Origin of the sequence: Streptomyces resistomycificus (assembly GCF_001514265.1) — a bacterium.
In the GTDB taxonomy this organism is placed as follows: Bacteria; Actinomycetota; Actinomycetes; order Streptomycetales; family Streptomycetaceae; genus Streptomyces; species Streptomyces resistomycificus.
This window is the reverse complement of the sequence record NZ_KQ948989.1, coordinates 1,017,471-1,034,423: the sequence shown is the minus strand read 5'-3', so window position 1 is coordinate 1,034,423 and position 16,953 is coordinate 1,017,471. Positions and strand designations below refer to the sequence as shown.

Below are 16,953 nucleotides of genomic sequence, written 5' to 3'. Positions count from 1 at the left end.
CGTGGGGACCTACACGATTCCGAACGTCGTCGAGCGGACCCCGCAGGGCGAGCGGTCGTACGACGTGTTCAGCCGCCTGCTGTCGGAGCGGATCATCTTCCTCGGCACCGAGATCGACGACGGTGTCGCCAACGTCGTCATCGCGCAACTCCTCCATCTGGAGTCGTCGGCGCCGGACAACGAGATCGCGATCTACATCAACTCCCCCGGCGGATCGTTCACTTCGCTGATGGCGATCTACGACACGATGACGTACGTGCAGGCGCCGATCTCAACGTTCTGCGTCGGACAGGCGGCCTCGACGGCGGCCGTACTGCTGGCGGGAGGGGATCCGGGGCGGCGGTTCGTCCTCGAGCACGCGCGGGTGCTGCTGGGGCAGCCGGCCAGCGGCGGACGGCAGGGCACGGTGTCCGATCTCGCCCTGCAGGCCAAGGAGATGGTGCGGATCCGCTCCCAGGTGGAGGAGGTGCTGGCGCGGCACACCGGCCGGGACGTCGCGGCGCTGCGCGCGGACATGGACCGCGACAAGGTGTTCACCGCCGCGGAGGCGGTGGCGTACGGGCTGGCCGACGAGGTGGTGAGCCGGCGCCTCGCGAGGGTCTGAGGCGCCGGCTGCCGGCGGGTCGCGTCAGGCGGCGAGGCAGAGCCCGTCGTAGGGCGCCGCGGACCGGCCGCGGCCGCGGACCGCCGAGGTCCGGCGGGCCAGCTCGCCCTGCGTCAGCGACAGCAGGTCGCCGAGGCCGAGGCCCAGGGCGTGCGCCGCGGCCGCGAGGACCTCCGAGGAGGCCTCCTTGCGGCCGCGCTCCACTTCCGAGAGGTACGGCATGGAGATCCGGGCGGCGTCGGCCACGTCCTTGAGCGTGCGCTCCTGGGCGAGGCGCTCGCGGCGCAGGACGTCTCCGACCAGGTCACGCCAGAGGGGTTCCCTGCCGGCGGGTTCGGGAGGCGCGGTGGCGGGGCGTTCGGACGCCGGGCGGGCGGTCCCCGGGCGTGCGCTCTGCGGGCGCAGGGGGATCACGCGGGCTTGGTTCGTCGCTTGGCTGCTCACCGCTTCAGCCTAGTTTTCCTGGACTTCAGGGGAAGGGGCGGGCATTCCGCCCTGGGTGGAATCGTCAGTGGTTCGTCTTGATCCTCGTCGCCACCGATGTCGCGCCGCGCGGCCACAGAGGAGGCATGGGTCGTCACAGTCCGGGTACGCGCTACGAAGAAGAACCCGTTCGGTTTAGTTCTACGTGCATACGTTGCCGCCGTTCGGGTACCCGCAATCCGCGCACCCGAAGCAGGACCCGATACAACCCAGGCCGAAGAGGCAGACGTCGAGCCGTGACTTTGTGGGAGAGGTAATGGACACCGCCGTGATCCGGTCGGAGGCCAAGGTCGTCGAACAGACCGCCAGGACCAGGACGACGGGTGACGGACCGCTGCCTGGAGTCGACAACCCGCGGACCGTGGCGCCGCGCGACGCGCGGCAGCTGTCCCGCCAGTTCTTTCGTCGCCTGACCGAACTCGAGGAGGGGACGCACGAGTACCAGTACGCGCGCAACACCCTGATCGAGATGAACATGTCCCTCGTGCGCTTCGCGGCCGGCCGTTTCCGCGGTCGCGGCGACGACATGGAGGACATCGTCCAGACCGGGATGATCGGTCTGATCAAGGCCATCGACCGCTTCGAGCTGAGCCGCGAGGTCGAGTTCACGTCGTTCGCGCTGCCCTACATCGTGGGCGAGATCAAGCGGTTCTTCCGCGACACCACGTGGGCGGTGCACGTGCCGCGCCGGCTCCAGGAGCTGCGCGTGGAGCTGGCCAAGGCCCGTGAGGAGCTCGCCAGCCGCCTGGACCGCGATCCGACCGTCGCCGAGCTCGCCACCCTGATGAACATCCCGGAGAACGAGGTCGTCGAGGCGCAGATCGCCTCGAACGGCTACAACTCCTCGTCGCTGGACGCCGCGCTCACCGGTGACGGGCCCGAGGGCGGCGAGGCGGTCCTCGCCGACTTCATCGGTGTGGAGGAGAACGGCCTGCGGCTGGTGGAGGACTTCCAGTCACTGGCTCCGCTCATGGCCGAGCTGAGCGACCGCGACCGCCAGATCATCCATATGCGGTTCGTGGAGGAGGCCACCCAGGCGGAGATCGGCGAACGCCTCGGCTGCTCGCAGATGCACGTGTCGCGGCTGATCAAGCGGATCATCACGCGGCTGCGGCAGGGCATGCTGGGCGAGCTGGGCTGCGCCTGACACGGACACGGACTCACCGAGAGCGGGTGCCTCCCCACACGATGTGGGGAGGCACCCGCGACGAGTGGCCGGAGAAGACGCCGACGAACAAGACGAACAACGAGAAGACGCGTCACTCGCGCCCGAGGTCCACGACGGCGCGGACGCGCTTGCCGACCGGCACCCGTTCCACAGCGAGGTCGGCCGCCAGCACGTGGACGATCTCCAGCCCGTGCCGCCCGATGCGCTCGGGATCCTTGGGGAAGCGCCGGGGCAGCGCCGCGCTGCTGTCGTAGACGATCACCTCGACCGTGGCGTCCGTGCCCTCCAGCTCCAGGATGTACGGCCCGTTGCTGTGCCGGTCGGCGTTGGTGACCAGCTCGCTCACCACCAGAAGCACCGCGTCCTCGGCCCGGGCCGCGACGTCGGCGCACCACTCGGTCCTGAGCTGCTGGAGGAACGTCGCGGCGAAGGACCTGGCCTCCGCTATGCATCCCGGTTCGCCCGTGTAGTGCGCCGCCCGCCGTAGCGGTTCCACGGGCACGTCGAAACCAGTCGGTATCACTGCCCCGTCCAGATGCTCGATCATGCGTTTCTCTCTCGGAAGCCGGACTGGCCGGACGCTGCTGCATCAGTCCTCGTACCCCGAGCCGCGCGTCACAGTCCCAGTGTCCCCGTGACACTGCTTACGCGGTGGCCGAACGGTCCGAGTAGTGGCCGAACGGTCCGAGTGGTCACGGCACGGGTGAGGATTCGGACGACGGCGGCTCGCTGGTGACCACTTCGGGGCTCGACGACTCCGAGGAGGGCGGCGGGGAACTGGAGGACGGCGGCTGGGAGCTCGACGACGACGGCGATTCGGAGCTCGACGACGGCGAGGACGGTGCTGTCGACGTGGGCGACGGGCAGGGATCTGCCCCACCGACCCCGGTCCGGTCCCCGGTCAGGGAGACGCAGGGCGACGGGGAGTCGGACGACGGGGACTTCGGGGTGGACACGGTCGTCGACGGTGTGACCCCGTGCTTGGGCGGCTTGGCCTTCTTGTCCTTCCCGCCGGTGTCCCCCGGGTGCCGGGCGAACCAGTCGCCGCGGTCCGGGTCGTAGATCACGAAGACTTTCACCACCTGCGGCGCGGGAGCGACCACGACCACGTTCGAGGGCTGGTACGACGGCCAGGAGTCGCCAATGCGGCGGGGCGTGGTCTGCAGGGCCACCGGCGGGGTGAGCGGGTTGCCGCAGGCGCAGCGGACGCGGGGCACTCCACGGCCGTCGACGAGAACGGCGGTGCCGGACTGCAGGACCGCCTGGTAGCTGGTGGCGGCGCCGTCGCGGTAGCCGTGGTTGGTGACGCGGGTGTCCATGCGCAGTTGCAGTGGGGTCAGGGCGCGCAGGTAGGCCGGCACCTCGGACGGGGTGACGCCGGCCACGGAGGCGAACGCCCTGTTCTTCGCCGGGGTCGCCCGGAGTGCGGTGATCTGTTTCTCCACGTCACAGCTGGCGACGTTGCGGGTACCGCCGTAGAGGCCGGGGGCCCCGCCGTCGACGCTCCGTACCGCGTTGGCGGGCGCCGACCGTGTGGTCGCGGGTGCGGAGGCCGGCGGGGCGGAGCTGTCCGTCGCCGACGACTCGGTGAACGGGTCCGGGCCGGTCTTGCCCGCCGCCTGGAGGAAGACCTCCCCGCCCCCGCTGCCGCCCGCGCTGCTGCCCGAGCCGCCGTCGGGGCGGGTGAAGACGACCGCGAGGACCACCGCGGCCACCACCAGCATGGACACGACGGCTACGCGGGGCGCGGACTGCCACCAGGGGCGGCCCGGTTCCGGCGCGTGCGCTCCGCCCCCGCCCGGAGGTTGCGAGGGTGGGCCCGAGGGCGGCTGGGAGGGGCCTGACAGAGGTCCGGAGGGGGGTCCTGTGGGTCGGCCGGAGGACGGCGGTTCGACGCTCACGAGCTCTTCTTCCCGACGGGGATTCCAGCGTCTTTTGTGTAGGTACTTCCGCTTATTTCCTCAACATCCCATTGTGTGCTCCGGTGCGGTGCCGCCCGCAAGCCGACGCGGACGGCTCTCCCGGCGGGCGCGGCGCACGGGCGCTGCTTAGCGTGGCAGGGTGAGTGTCCGAACCCGCTCCGACCAGGCAGTCCTCGCCCGCCACGGCTGGGTGCAGGCGCTGACCGTCGTTCTGGCCGCGCTGATCGCCATGGGGGTGGTCGCCGGCCTGGGGCTGTGGGCGGCCGGGGCCGGGGACCTTCCCGACAACGCGTTCCCCCGGGTCGTGGCGGCGACCGTGGTCACGGCGGTCGGCGGCACGATCGAGCTGTCGGGGAACGCCGGTGAGCTCGCCGACACGAAGGCGGGGCTCACCGTCATCCCGCTCTCGGTGACGCTGGTCGGTGCGCTGGTGCTCGGGGCGGGCTTTCTGCGGCCCCTTCGGCACCGGGCGGTCGCGAGCGCCGGGGAACTCGCCGGGTGGGCGGCGCGGATCGCCGTACTGTGGCTGCTCGCCCAGCTCGGTCTGGCTCTCACGGCCCGGCAGACCTTCGCGCTCTCCCTCGGTGAGGGAACGGTGAGCGACCTCGGTGACCTGTTCGGCGTGTCGCCGAAGGTCGGGTTCACCACGGATGTGCCGCCGACGCTGTTCTTCGGGCTGCTGTGGATGACCGGAGTACTGGTGCTTGCCGTACTGGTGTCACGCGGGGCGCCGCTGCCCGGTCGGCTGCTGCGGTTTCAGGCGTCGGTGCGGCCCGCCGCGTACGCCATGGTCGTGCTGCTGCTCACCTACGTGGCCCTGGGCGTGCTCGTCGCCCTCGTCGTCGCAGTGACCCGGGGCCATGCGGCCGAGACCCTGGCGGTGATCCTGCTCGGCATGCCGAACCTCGTGTGGCTCACCCTGACGATCGGCCTCGGCGCCACCTGGAACGGCCGCGTCGAGGGGCCCTTCGGGCTGCCGATGCCGCACGTGCTCGACGAGGTGCTGCGCTCCTCGGACACCGCCACGCTCAATCTGGGCACGCTCGCGGAACAGGACGGCAGGGTGTGGTGGCTCCTGGTGGTGAACGCGGTGCTGCTGACGGCCGCCGCCTTCGTCATGGCCGCGCGCTCGCCGGCCCGGATGCGTGCGTGGCAGCACGCCGTGCACATGGCGGTGGCCCTCGCGCTGACGGTGCTGATGATCTGCCTGGTCGGCCGGATCTCCGCGCACTACGGTCTGTCCGTCCTCGGCATCGGCGACCTCGGCGGCGACCTGGGCGGCGACCTGTTCCTCAGGCCCGAGATCTGGACGGCGGTCGGCCTGGCCCTGCTGTGGGGCCTGGCCACCGGCTTCCTGGGCGCACTGCTGGCCAGACCGGTACGGCGCCGGGGCGCGGCCGGAAACGGCCGGACACCGTCGTCGAGTGAGTGAGCCGGCGCGCCAGTCGCCGGTGAGCCGGTGGCCCACCGGCGTCATCCCCGTCCGAAGACCGGTGCGGCCCAGGCCGGTGGCGGCGCGGGCTGCCCCTCCTCCCTCTCCACGACCCGCAGGTCCACCTCCGTCGGCGGGTGGCCGGTGGCCGGAGCGACGCCGGTTGCGGCGGTGCGCAGGGCCGCGACGAAGGCGAGGCAGGAGTCGTGGCGTTCCTCGGGGCTCTTCGCGAGCGCTTTGGCGAAGACGGGGTCGAGGTGCTCGTCGAGGTCGGGGCGCTCCCCTGTCAGCGGGGGCGGCTCGTCGTACTGGTGGGCCCAGAGCAGGGCCATGTCGTCGTCGCGCCGGAAGGGCGGGCGGCCCGCGAGGGTCTCGTAGACGACGCAGGCGAAGCCGTAGACGTCGCAGCGGCCGTCAACGGGGCGGCCGGAGATCTGCTCGGGGGCCACGTAGTCCAGGGTGCCGACGAACTGGCCGACCGAGGTGAATCCGGTGAGGGACAGGGACTTCTTCGTCAGGCCGAAGTCGGTCAGGTACACGTGCTCGGGGTGGTCGCTGTCGGTGCCGCGGGCCACCAGGATGTTGCCGGGTTTCACGTCCCGGTGGACCAGGCCGTTTTCGTGGGCCGCGTCCAGCGCGGAGGCGACCTGCGCGGCGATACGGACCGCGGTGGCGAGCGGCAGGGGGCCGTCGCGGTCCAGGAGGTGGCGCAGATCGCTGCCGGAGACGTACCGCATCGCGATGTACAGGACGCCGTCGGTCTCGCCCGCCTCGAAGACCGGCACGATGTGCGGATGGTCGATGGCGGCGGCCACCCGGGACTCGTGGGTGAAGCGCCGGCGGAAGGTGTCGTTGCGGGCGAGTTCGGGGGCGAGCAGTTTGAGGGCGACGGTCCGGTCCAGGCGCAGGTCCCGGGCGCGGTAGACGACGGCCATGCCGCCCCGGCCGATCTCGTGTTCGAGGCGGTAGCCGGCAACCTGCTTGCCGACCAGCTCGGAGGGCCGCCCCGAGAAGAGGCTCGCTTCACGCGCCATCGGGGCTCACGACCTGGGTGGGGGCGTGTCCGGCCTCCCCGGCCGCGGCGCGGGGCCCGTCGTCCGTGGCGTAGGTGCTCAGGCGTGCCCCGTCCGCGTACGCCCACCGGCCCTGCTCGGCGTCGTACAGCCACATCGACTCCCCGTCCACGACGACGCCGAGCCGCAGGCCCCGGGTACGCCCCCGGAAGGCCTCGCCCGCCAGCCCGCCGGCCGCGAGTTCCTCGACGGCGGCCCGGTAGCGGGCCAGGGCCTGTTCGGCGCGGGCGAGCAGGGGGCGGGGGTCGGCGGCGCGGGTGAGAGGGCCGTCGGCGAGCGGCGGGTCCTGGGGTACGGCGACCAGTCGGCGGCCGTCGACCCAGGCGGACCAGCCGTTGGCGCACAGGACGTACGCCCAGTCACCGCGTCGTTCGGCGAGCTGGACGGGCAGCAGCGCGTCGAGGGGCACGGTGGGCCGGGTGGGGTCGGGAACCTCCCAGGCAGGCATCCCGTCCTGCGGGACGACGTGGGTGGGCCGGAATCCGGGGGTCGTCATCGCCGCCCCTACTTCCGCATCACGGCGGGCTCGTGCCGGCGCAGCAGCCGGGCGACGACGTATCCGAAGGCCGCCGACAGCACAACCAGCATGGCCACGTTCAGCAGCCACACCCCGGCAGCGTGGTCGAAGAGCGGGTCGCCGGTCAGTTCGCCTGGCACGATCCGGGCCAGGCCGATGGTGCCGGCCATCGCGCCCAGCGCCCAGCGTGAGGGCACCAGCCAGGACAGCTGTTCCAGGCCGGGCACGCCGTCGAGTTTCAGCAGGGCGCCGCAGAAGACCACCTGGACGATGGCGAGCAGCACGAGCAGCGGCATCGTCACCTCCTCCTTGCGCACCATCGCGGAGACCACCAGGCCGAGCATCATCGCGGTGAAGGCCAGCAGGGCGACGGCGACGGTGATCTCGACAAGGGGCGGCATCAACACGCCTTCGCCACCCGGCGCGTTGAGGTCGACGCCGAGCAGGGCGACCAGGGTGAGCACGACGGCCTGCACCACGGTGATCGTGCCGAGGACGACGACCTTGGACATCAGGTACGCGGATCTGGACAGCCCGACCGCCCGTTCGCGCCGGTAGATCACCCGTTCCTTGACGAGTTCGCGCACGGCGTTGGCCGCCCCGGTGAGGACTCCGCCGACGCACAGGATCAGCAGGGCGTTCATCGCCGTCTCCTGGGTCAGCCTGCTGCCCGCGAGGGCCCGGGCCATGGCGCCCATCACGAACGGCAGCGCGATCATGATGGCGAGGAAGGTGCGGTCGGCGCCGAGGGCGGCCGCGTACCGGCGGACGAGGGTGCCGAGCTGGGCGCCGCGGCTGCGGGGGCGCTGCGGCGGTGTGATGACCACGGGACCGGAGCGGGGCTGCCGGGGCTGGGCGGTCGCGTCCAGGACGTATCGCCGCCGGAGGAACGAGGTGCGGAACTCCCCCGCCCAGTCGCGGTCGCGGTCCCGTTCGAAAGCCTCGAACGCCTCCGGCCACTCGGCGAAACCGAAGAAGGCGAGGGCGTCCTCGGGCGGGCCGTAGTAGGCGATCCTCCCGCCCGGCGCGAGGACGAGGAGCCGGTCGCAGACGTCGAGGCTGAGGACGCTGTGTGTGACCACGATGACCGTGCGGCCGTCGTCAGCGAGGCCACGCAGCATGTGCATCACCGAGCGGTCCATGCCGGGGTCCAGACCCGAGGTCGGTTCGTCCAGGAACAGCAGGGACGGCTTGGTCAGCAGTTCCAGGGCCACGCTGACCCGCTTGCGCTGGCCGCCCGACAGGCTGTGCACGGGCTGTCCGGCGCGCTGCTCCAGGCCCAGTTCCCGGATGACCTCGTCGACCCGGGCCCGGCGCTCGGCCTTGGCGGTGTCCTGCGGGAAGCGCAGTTCGGCGGCGTAGGTCAGGGCGCTGCGGACGGTCAGCTGGGCGTGCAGGATGTCGTCCTGCGGGACGAGGCCGATGCGCTGGCGCAGTTCGGCGTAGTCCCGGTAGAGGTCGCGGCCGTCGTAGAGGACGGTGCCGTGGTCCGCGGGGCGCTGCCCGGTGAGGGCGTTGAGGAGCGTGGACTTTCCTGCGCCGCTCGGGCCGACGACGGCGAGCAGGCACTTCTCGCCCACCGGGAACGACACCTGGTCGAGGAGGGTCTTGCGGCCGTGGTCGACGGCGACGGTGAGGTCCTGCACGTCGAGGGAGACCTCGCCGGTGTCGACGTACTCCTGCAGCTCGTCGCCGACCAGGCTGAACGCCGAGTGGCCGATGCCGACGATGTCTCCCGGGCCCAGGGGGGCGCGGGAGACGGGCAGGCCGTTGAGGAAGGTGCCGTTGTGGCTGCCGAGGTCGACGATCTCGTACGTCCCGTCCGGCAGCGCGCACAGCTCGGCGTGCCGGCGGGAGACCACCAGGTCGTCGATGACCAGGTCGTTGTCGTCGGCGCGGCCGATGCGGACCGCGCGGGTGGGCAGCGGCCGTACCGTCGTGGGCTGCCGGAAGGTTCCGGTGAGGGCGGGCATCGACACCGCTGAGGGGCGTTCGGGAGCGGGGGGCGGGCGCGTCGCCAGGACGACGCACGGGCCGTCGGCGGGGCTGCCGAAGCGGATCACACTGCCGGGGCCCACGCCCCACTCGTGGACGCGGCGGCCGTCGGCGTAGGTGCCGTTGGTGCTGTTCTCGTCCTCGATGGTCCAGTGGCCGTCCTCGGGCCGCAGCACCGCGTGGTGCCACGAGACCCGCGCATCGTCGATGACGATGTCGCTCAACGGGTCGCGACCGACGTGGTAGTCGTGGCCCGGGCTCACCACCGTGGAGCCGGTCTCGGTCTCCAGGACGAGCTCGGGCGCCGTCGGTGCGACCGGCCGCTCCGCCATGCCAGAATTCTACCGATTAGCCCGAGTGTGTGCTTGACGTCGCCGCTCAGGCCACGGGCGTGAACAGGGTCGAGGCGGTGCGCTGCATGCGCAGTGCGTCCACGGACTCCGCCAGCAGCTCGTACTCCGTGGTGTCGTCGCACGCGGCGATCCGCACCAGCCGTCCGGCGGCCAACTCGTCGGCGACCAGCCCTTGCTGGATGACGTCACCGCACCAGGCGCGCAGCACGCCGGGCACGTCGGCCACGGTGCCGGCGACCGGGACGAGCGCGCCGGAGGGGAAGTGCTCGGCCTCGGGCTGGGGGTCTAATCGCTCGGCGATCCAGGAGGCACGGTCACGCAGCCACCACAGGGCGAGGGCGAGGGTCGGGGCCCGATAGGTTCCGAGAGGTACGCCGATGCGCCGCCCGGCGCAGGTGCCGTACCCCGTGACATGGCACAGGAATTCGTCGTGCACGATCCACTCCCCCGGGTGCTTCGCTCGCTTGCCGGTCGGGCCTCGCTTTCGATGCGGCTCAAGTGCTGTGTGTGACTGGCTCTTCGCTGGATGTGAAGCCCTAGAAACTGAGTATGTTCACTACTGAAACACTGTCACCACGACTTTTTGGCCACTCTCCTGGCATATTCACCGCCCGACCTGGCCGAAAAATGACGAGTGCATGCCGATGCCGTCATTACCTGAGGAGTAATCGACCCTCCGGCGCGATCCCGGCATGGTTGCGGTACCGGGTCACACCAGCGCGGACCCGGGTTCCTACCAGCAGATACGTCCTCGATGGAGGTTGATCGCCCATGACCGCGAACACCGACCGGTACGAGAGTGCCGTCGCCCGCTATTTCGAGGCCTGGAACGCGCGGGAGCCCGAGGCCCGGGCCAAAGCGGTCGCCGCAGCCTGGACCACGGACGGCACCTACACCGACCCGCTCGCCGACGTCGGCGGCCAGGAGGGGATCGCGGCCGTGATCGCGGCGGCCCACGAGCAGTTCCCGGGCTTCGCCTTCCGGCTCACCGGTGCCGTGGACGGGCACCACGACACGGCGCGGTTCTCCTGGGAGCTGGTGAGCGATACGGACGGCTCGGCGCCGGTGGCCGGCTCCGACGTGATCACGCTGGACACGGACGGCCGGATCCGGGCCGTGCTCGGGTTCCTGGACCGGGTTCCCGCCGGGGCGTGAGGGGCGACGCCCCGCGATGAGTTTCGCCGCCACCGGTGGTCTCTTGAGTGGAAGCCCCTGATTCGGGAGACCACCGGCAGCGGAGGACGACATGACCACGACCGGGAAAGTGGACGCGGAATTCACCGCCGAGCTGAGCAAGAGCCCGGAGAAGGGCAGCTGGACCTGCGTCCGCTGGCCCGCCTCCGTGGAGTTCTTCGGCACCCGGGGACTGGTGAAGGTCCGCGGGACGATCGACGGGCACCCCTTCCGCAGTTCCTTCATGGCTCTGGGGGACGGCACCCACATGCTGCCCGTCAAGGCCGAGGTACGCCGGGCCATCGGGAAGGAGGCGGGGGACACGGTGACCGTGTGTCTACAGGAGCGGCTCAGCTGACGGTGCCCACGCCCGGCGGCGCCCGTGCTCGGGTACCGGCCGTCCCACCGCGGCCGGTCTCCCACCGGCGCCGGGCACCGCACGACGGCTGTCGGGCACCGACCCGCGGCCCGGTGCCCGGCACCTTCGGCTTCAGCCGCTTCCGGTCATGGCCGGCTCGCGGGTCAGGCCTTGACGATCGCGTCGATGCGGGCCAGTTCCTCCGCGTCGAAGTCCAGGTTGCGGATGGCGCCCACGCTGTCCTCCACCTGCTGCGGGCTGCTCGCGCCGATCAGCGCGGAGGTCACCCGGCCGCCGCGCAGCACCCACGCCAGCGCCAGCTGGGCGAGGGTCTGGCCACGGGACGCGGCGATGTCGTTGAGCTCGCGCAGCCGCCCGACCAGGTCCTCGGTGACCGCGTCGGAGTTCAGGAACGGGCTGCCGCTCGCCGCCCGCGAGCCCTCGGGGATGCCGTCGAGGTAGCGGCCGGTGAGCAGACCCTGCTCCAGCGGCGAGAAGACGATGGAGCCGACCTGGAGCTCGTCCAGCGCGTCCAGCAGGCCGCCCTCCTCGGGGCGCCGGTCGAGCATGGAGTAGCGGGGCTGGTGGATGAGGAGCGGGGTGCCGAGCTCGCCCAGGATGCGGGCGGCCTCCCGGGTCTGCTCCGCCGAGTAGTTGGAGATGCCGACGTAGAGCGCCTTGCCCTGCTGGACCGCGGTGTGCAGGGCGCCCATCGTCTCCTCCAGGGGAGTCTCCGGGTCGGGGCGGTGCGAGTAGAAGATGTCGACGTAGTCCAGGCCCATCCGAGTGAGGCTCTGGTCGAGCGAGGACAGCAGGTACTTGCGCGAACCCCACTCGCCGTACGGGCCGGGCCACATCAGGTAGCCGGCCTTGGTGGAGACGACCAGCTCGTCGCGGTACGACGCGAAGTCGGCCTTCAGCGCCTCGCCGAAGGCGGACTCGGCGGCGCCGGGCGGCGGGCCGTAGTTGTTGGCCAGGTCGAAGTGGGTGACGCCGAGGTCGAAGGCGCGGCGCAGGATCGCGCGCTGCGTGTCGACGGCACGGTCCGGGCCGAAGTTGTGCCACAGGCCGAGCGACAGCGCGGGAAGCTTCAGACCGCTGCGTCCGGTGCGCCGGTAGGGCATCTCGGCGTAGCGGTCGAGGTGTGCGGTGTACAACGCGACTCCAGAGGGGTGGGCACGGCGGAACCAGGTTCCCTGAACCGGTGTCCACTCTTTCGCGACCTGGGCGCATTGGTCCAACAGAAGAATCCGATGGTATTCAGCGGATACGCTTCTCAATCATGGAGCTCCGCCATCTTCAGCACTTCGTCGCGGTCGCCGAGGACCAGCACTTCACCCGGGCCGCGGAACGGCTGATGGTGTCCCAGTCCGGCCTGTCCGCCTCCATTCGCGCGCTGGAGCGTGAGCTGCAGACGCCGCTGTTCGTGCGGACGACCCGCCGGGTGACACTCACCCCGGCGGGGCGGGCGCTGCTGGGCGAGGCGGAGCGGATCCTGGCACAGGTACGGTCCGCCCACGAGGCGGTGGCCGCGGTGCAGGGGGTGCTGCGCGGCACACTCACCCTGGGGTCGGAGCAGTGCATCGCCGGGGTGCACGTGGCGGGGCTGCTCGCGGCGTTCCGGCGACAGCACCCGGACGTGGAGGTCTGTCTGCGGCAGGCCGGTTCCGGCGCCCTCGCTGAGGAGGTGGCAGCCGGGCGGCTCGACCTGGCCTTCGCAGTCCGGGCGGCCCAGGAGGACACCGACCAGCTGCGCGCCGTACCGCTGAGCAGCGAGTCCATGACGGTGCTGTGCCATCCCAGCCACCGGCTGGCGGCGGCCGGGGCCGCGGTCACCCCCCAGGACCTGGGCGGCGAGGTCTTCGTCGACTTCCACCCGGACTGGGGACCGCGCCGGACCACCGACGCCGCGTTCGCCGCCGCGGGCGTCCGCCGGACCGTCGCGCTGGAGGTCAACGACGTGCACAGCCTGCTCGACCTCGTGGACGAGGACCTCGGTGTCGCCGTCGTCCCGGCGCACTTCCGCCACAAGCGGGCGTCCCTCACCGCGCTGCCGGTCAAGGGCACCGGCGAGACCGTCTACGAGACCGTCGCCCTGCTGCCGCCCGAGCAGGCCACCAGCCCGGCGGCGCGGGCGCTGATGACCCTGCTGGAAACAGGGGGTGTAACACCACCCCGAGACGGGGCTCACCCCTCCTGACCCGGGCCGTCCCGCGCCGCAGACTCGTGACGTCACCGAAGACGACTGCGGTCAGGAGTGCGGAAGATGACGAACCACACGCGGCGCAACGTACTGCGCGGAGCGGCGGCGATCACGGCGGCCGGTGGCCTTGTCGGCACGGCAGCGGCAGCGGCGCCCGCCGCGGCGGCACCCACGGCGGCGGCACCCACGGCGGCGAGGCGTTTTCCCTTCCTGGAGGGCGCGTTCGAGCCCGTCACCGAGGAGCTGACGGCCTTCGACCTCCCGGTCACCGGCCGCATCCCGCGCGAGCTGAACGGACGCTACCTGCGCACCGGGCCCAACGTCCTGGGCCTGGAGGACCCGCGCGCCCACCACTGGATGCTCGGCGACGGCATGGTGCACGGCGTCCGGCTGCGCGAGGGCCGCGCCGAGTGGTACCGCAACCGCTGGGTGCGCTCCTCCCAGGTGGCGAGGAAACTGGGCGAGCCCTACCCGGGTCCGGTGCCACCGGACGACTTCCCCTGCAACACGCACGTGATCCCGTACCGGGGGCGGATCCTCGCGCTCCAGGAGAGCGGGCCGCTGCCCTACGAGCTCGACGACGAGCTGAACACCGTGGGCACGTTCGACTTCCGGGGCACCCTGCAGGGCGCGTTCACCGCGCACACCAAGTACGACGCGCACGCCGGCGAGCTGCACGCGATCGCCTACTACCCGGCCTGGGACCATGTGCGGCACCTGGTGGTGGATCCGGCCGGCCGCGTCTCACGCGGGACGAGGATCCCGGTGGCGGACGCGCCGATGATCCATGACTTCGCACTCACCGAGAACCACGTGATCATCCTCGACATGCCGGTCACGTTCGACCCGGCGGCCGCCGGGCGCGGCGACGTCGTGCCCTACGTCTGGAACAGGCAACACCCGGCGCGCGTCGGAGTGCTGCCGCGCGCGGGTGGTGCGGTGCGCTGGTTCGAGGTGGACCCGGTGTACTACTCGCACACCCTCAACGCCTACGAGGAGGGCCCGAACATCGTCGTCGACATGACGAACTTCGACGCCCCCTTCTTCGTGGCCGGCCGGGGGTCGGGCGGACCGTACGGGAAGGGCACCGCCAGGCTCGACCGCTGGACGATCGACCTGCGCCACGGCCGGGTGCGGACCAGGACCCTCGACGACCGCCCGCAGGAGTTCCCGCGTGTGAACGAGGCGCTGGTGTCCCGTCGGCACCGCTACGGCTACTCGGCGGCGGCCGCCGAGATGAACCTGGCCTATCTCACGGTCGACGGCAACCCGCCCGACCGGGCCTTCGGCAACGCGCTCTTCAAGCACGACCTGCTGCGCGGCACGGCGCAGGTCCACCGGCTGCCGCGGGGCGCGGCGGCGAGCGAGGCGGTGTTCGTGCCGTCCGATCCGGCCGACCCGAGGTCGGCCGAGGACGACGGGTACGCGGTCGCGTACGTGCACGATCCGGACCGGGGGGCGTCGGACCTGCTGATCCTCGCCGCTCAGGACTTCGGCGGTGAGCCGGTCGCCAGGGTCCATCTGCCGGGGCGGGTACCGCTGGGCTTCCACGGGAACTGGGTTCCCGACGCGTGATGCGGCGTGATGCGCGTGATGCGGCGTCTTGCGCGATGGTGGACGCATGCATGCAAAGGACGTTCTCATCGACGGTCACAGCCGCATCAGGGAAGAGGTCCACGCGGCCGTCGAGGGCCTCGGCCCCGACGACCTGAACGCCCGCCCCTCCGAGGAGGCCAACTCGGTCGCCTGGCTCGTCTGGCACCTCACCCGGGTGCAGGACGACCATGTCGCGGACGCCTTCGGCCTCGAGCAGGTGTGGCTGTCGCAGGACTGGGAGAAGCGCTTCGGCCTGGACCTGCCGCGCCGCGACACCGGATACGGCCACAGCCCGGCGAAGGTCGCCAAGGTGCGGGTCGACTCCGGCGACCTGCTGACCGGCTACTACGACGCCGTGCACGAGCAGACGCTCGGGGCCCTGCGCGGACTGACCGCGGCGGACCTGGAGCGGGTCGTGGACGAGCGCTGGGACCCGCCGGTCAGCCTGGGCGTACGGCTCATCAGCGTCCTGTCCGACGATCTCCAGCACGTCGGACAGGCCGCCTACGTCCGGGGTCTGCTTCAGAGCGCGGGCTCGTAGCCCGGCAGGACGACGTCCTCGATGAGGGCCTTGCGCTCGTCGAAGGGGATGAAGGCGCTCTTGAGGGCGTTCACCGTGACCGTGCGCAGGTCCGCCGCCGTCCAGCCCGCCTGTTCGACCAGCAGGGACATCTCGCGGGTCATCGTGGTGCCCGACACCAGACGGTTGTCGGTGTTGAGGGTGACCCGGAAGCCGAGGTTCTTCAGCTCGGTGATCGGGTGCTCGGCGATCGAGGTGGCGGCACCGGTCTGGAGGTTGGAGGTCGGGCACATCTCCAGGGCGACGCGGCGGTCGCGGACCCAGCCCGCGAGGCGGCCGAGCTTGCCGTCCACGATGTCGTCGGTGATGCGGACGCCGTGCCCGATGCGCTGGGCGCCGCACACCTGGAGCGCCTGGTGGATGCTGGGCAGGCCGTGCGCCTCACCGGCGTGGATGGTGAAGGGCACGCTCTCGCGACGCAGGTGCTCGAAGGCGGCCAGGTGGTCGGCGGGCGGGAAGCCGTCCTCGGCACCGGCGATGTCGAAGCCGACGACCCCCGAGTCCCGGAAGGCGACGGCCAGATCGGCGGTCTCCTTGGTGCGGTCGAACATCCGCATGCCGCACAGCAGGGTGCCGACCCGTACGGGGGTGCCCGCGGCCTTCGCCTTCTCCATGCCCGCGGCCAGGCCCTCCTGGACGGTCTCGACGACCTCGGGCAGGGTCAGCCCGCCGTTGACCATCAGCTCGGGGGCGTAGCGCACCTCGCCGTAGACCACGCCGTCCTCGGCGAGGTCGAGGACGTACTCCTCGGCGGTGCGCAGCAGGCCCTCCCGGGACTGCATCACGGCGAGGGTGTGCTCGAAGGTGGCTATGTACCGGACCAGGTCACCGGAGTTGGCGGCCTCGAAGTACCAGGCCGCCAGCTCGTCGGGGTCCGTGGTCGGCAGGGTGTGGCCGACCGCGGCCGCGAGCTCCACCACGGTGGCGGGGCGCAGACCGCCGTCGAGGTGGTCGTGCAGCACGGCCTTGGGCAGCCGGCGGAGGGTGTCGGTGTCGATGCGGGGCGCGGTCATGTGCGTCGTGTCTCTCTTGCGTCGGGCTGGTCGGTGGTGGCGGGCTGGAGCAGGTCCCAGCGGTTTCCGTACAGGTCCTGGAAGACGGCGACCGAGCCGTACGGCTCGTGTCGGGGCTCCTCCAGGAAGGTCACGCCCGCGGCGAGCATGCGGGTGTGGTCGCGGGCGAAGTCGTCGGTGTACAGGAAGAACCCGACGCGCCCGCCGGTCTGGTCGCCGACCCGGGCCCGCTGGTCCTCGTCCTTCGCGCACGCCAGCAGCAGATCGGTGCCGCCTTGCCGGGCGCCCGGCCGTACCACGACCCAGCGTGAGCCGTCCGGGCGCGGAGTGTCCTCGACGAGACGGAAGCCGAGGGCCTCGGTGTAGAAGCGGATCGCCTCGTCGTAGTCGTCGACGACGAGGGTGACCAGGGCGATGCGTCTCATCGGGGCCTTTCGGAGCGGGCGATTGACGGGTGAGGTTATACGTAAAACGTCGGTGACG

At 71.6% G+C, this 16,953-nt stretch carries 18 protein-coding genes; 8 read left to right on the top strand and 10 right to left on the bottom strand.

The genetic code is table 11. The annotated features are described in order from the left end of the window. Position 1: 1 nt before the first annotated feature. Entirely contained in the window at positions 2-604 is a 603-nt protein-coding gene (locus AQJ84_RS09560; RefSeq protein ID WP_053191423.1) for a ClpP family protease, read from the top strand. Between the two features lie 24 nt (positions 605-628). On the opposite strand, the gene AQJ84_RS44945 is transcribed toward AQJ84_RS09560, so the two are convergent. Next, a complete protein-coding gene (locus tag AQJ84_RS44945; protein WP_030045510.1) occupies positions 629-1,048 on the bottom strand; it encodes a helix-turn-helix domain-containing protein in 420 nt (139 codons plus the stop codon). Positions 1,049-1,343: 295 nt separating this feature from the next. Between AQJ84_RS44945 and AQJ84_RS09550 the strand changes: the two genes are divergently transcribed. Beyond that, the gene (locus AQJ84_RS09550; protein ID WP_030045509.1) at positions 1,344-2,234 is read left to right on the top strand and encodes an RNA polymerase sigma factor SigF; all 891 of its coding nucleotides are present in this window, start codon (positions 1,344-1,346) and stop codon (positions 2,232-2,234) included. A 112-nt stretch (positions 2,235-2,346) separates the two neighbouring features. On the opposite strand, the gene AQJ84_RS09545 is transcribed toward AQJ84_RS09550, so the two are convergent. Continuing rightward, positions 2,347-2,802: an ATP-binding protein gene (locus tag AQJ84_RS09545; RefSeq protein ID WP_030045507.1), complete on the bottom strand. Its 456-nt coding sequence runs from the start codon at positions 2,800-2,802 to the stop codon at positions 2,347-2,349. A gap of 145 nt (positions 2,803-2,947) precedes the next feature. After that, positions 2,948-4,156, bottom strand: coding sequence for a DUF6777 domain-containing protein (locus AQJ84_RS09540; protein ID WP_079022666.1), 1,209 nt, complete (start codon positions 4,154-4,156; stop codon positions 2,948-2,950). Between the two features lie 160 nt (positions 4,157-4,316). Here AQJ84_RS09540 and AQJ84_RS09535 point away from each other — a divergent pair, with 160 nt between their 5' ends. After that, positions 4,317-5,609: a streptophobe family protein gene (locus tag AQJ84_RS09535; protein WP_030045503.1), complete on the top strand. Its 1,293-nt coding sequence runs from the start codon at positions 4,317-4,319 to the stop codon at positions 5,607-5,609. A gap of 41 nt (positions 5,610-5,650) precedes the next feature. On the opposite strand, the gene AQJ84_RS09530 is transcribed toward AQJ84_RS09535, so the two are convergent. The 4 genes from AQJ84_RS09530 to AQJ84_RS09515 are packed head-to-tail and all read right to left on the bottom strand — an operon-like array spanning position 5,651 to position 9,983. Beyond that, a complete protein-coding gene (locus tag AQJ84_RS09530) occupies positions 5,651-6,643 on the bottom strand; it encodes a serine/threonine-protein kinase (RefSeq protein WP_053191428.1) in 993 nt (330 codons plus the stop codon). Next, a complete protein-coding gene (locus AQJ84_RS09525) occupies positions 6,633-7,178 on the bottom strand; it encodes a hypothetical protein (RefSeq protein WP_053191429.1) in 546 nt (181 codons plus the stop codon). The genes AQJ84_RS09530 and AQJ84_RS09525 overlap by 11 nt, the downstream gene beginning before the upstream one ends. Before the next feature lie 8 nt (positions 7,179-7,186). Then, positions 7,187-9,526: an ABC transporter ATP-binding protein/permease gene (locus AQJ84_RS09520; RefSeq protein ID WP_030045498.1), complete on the bottom strand. Its 2,340-nt coding sequence runs from the start codon at positions 9,524-9,526 to the stop codon at positions 7,187-7,189. Between the two features lie 46 nt (positions 9,527-9,572). After that, positions 9,573-9,983 carry a hypothetical protein gene (locus AQJ84_RS09515; RefSeq protein WP_030045497.1) on the bottom strand — a complete coding sequence of 137 codons (411 nt, stop codon included), beginning with the start codon at positions 9,981-9,983 and terminating at the stop codon, positions 9,573-9,575. A gap of 335 nt (positions 9,984-10,318) precedes the next feature. Between AQJ84_RS09515 and AQJ84_RS09510 the strand changes: the two genes are divergently transcribed. Continuing rightward, a complete protein-coding gene (locus AQJ84_RS09510; protein WP_030045496.1) occupies positions 10,319-10,702 on the top strand; it encodes a nuclear transport factor 2 family protein in 384 nt (127 codons plus the stop codon). A gap of 91 nt (positions 10,703-10,793) precedes the next feature. Beyond that, complete coding sequence (locus AQJ84_RS09505; protein ID WP_030045495.1) at positions 10,794-11,078, top strand: DUF1905 domain-containing protein; 285 nt, start codon at positions 10,794-10,796, stop codon at positions 11,076-11,078. 164 nt (positions 11,079-11,242) lie between these two features. On the opposite strand, the gene mgrA is transcribed toward AQJ84_RS09505, so the two are convergent. After that, complete coding sequence (mgrA, locus tag AQJ84_RS09500; RefSeq protein WP_030045494.1) at positions 11,243-12,235, bottom strand: L-glyceraldehyde 3-phosphate reductase; 993 nt, start codon at positions 12,233-12,235, stop codon at positions 11,243-11,245. Between the two features lie 125 nt (positions 12,236-12,360). Here mgrA and AQJ84_RS09495 point away from each other — a divergent pair, with 125 nt between their 5' ends. From AQJ84_RS09495 to AQJ84_RS09485, 3 genes are all read left to right on the top strand, one after another. Further along, the gene (locus tag AQJ84_RS09495; RefSeq protein WP_030045493.1) at positions 12,361-13,278 is read left to right on the top strand and encodes a LysR family transcriptional regulator; all 918 of its coding nucleotides are present in this window, start codon (positions 12,361-12,363) and stop codon (positions 13,276-13,278) included. A gap of 66 nt (positions 13,279-13,344) precedes the next feature. Continuing rightward, positions 13,345-14,856 carry a carotenoid oxygenase family protein gene (locus AQJ84_RS09490; protein WP_053191432.1) on the top strand — a complete coding sequence of 504 codons (1,512 nt, stop codon included), beginning with the start codon at positions 13,345-13,347 and terminating at the stop codon, positions 14,854-14,856. A 46-nt stretch (positions 14,857-14,902) separates the two neighbouring features. Then, positions 14,903-15,418, top strand: coding sequence for a mycothiol transferase (locus AQJ84_RS09485; protein ID WP_030045491.1), 516 nt, complete (start codon positions 14,903-14,905; stop codon positions 15,416-15,418). Here the strand turns inward: AQJ84_RS09485 and AQJ84_RS09480 are convergent. Both AQJ84_RS09480 and AQJ84_RS09475 read right to left on the bottom strand, forming a co-directional pair. Continuing rightward, positions 15,400-16,470, bottom strand: coding sequence for an adenosine deaminase (locus AQJ84_RS09480; protein WP_030045490.1), 1,071 nt, complete (start codon positions 16,468-16,470; stop codon positions 15,400-15,402). The two genes, AQJ84_RS09485 and AQJ84_RS09480, sit on opposite strands and share 19 nt — an antisense overlap. After that, entirely contained in the window at positions 16,467-16,895 is a 429-nt protein-coding gene (locus AQJ84_RS09475) for a VOC family protein (protein WP_051870310.1), read from the bottom strand. Before AQJ84_RS09475 ends, AQJ84_RS09480 begins: the two co-directional genes overlap by 4 nt. Positions 16,896-16,953 lie beyond the last annotated feature (58 nt).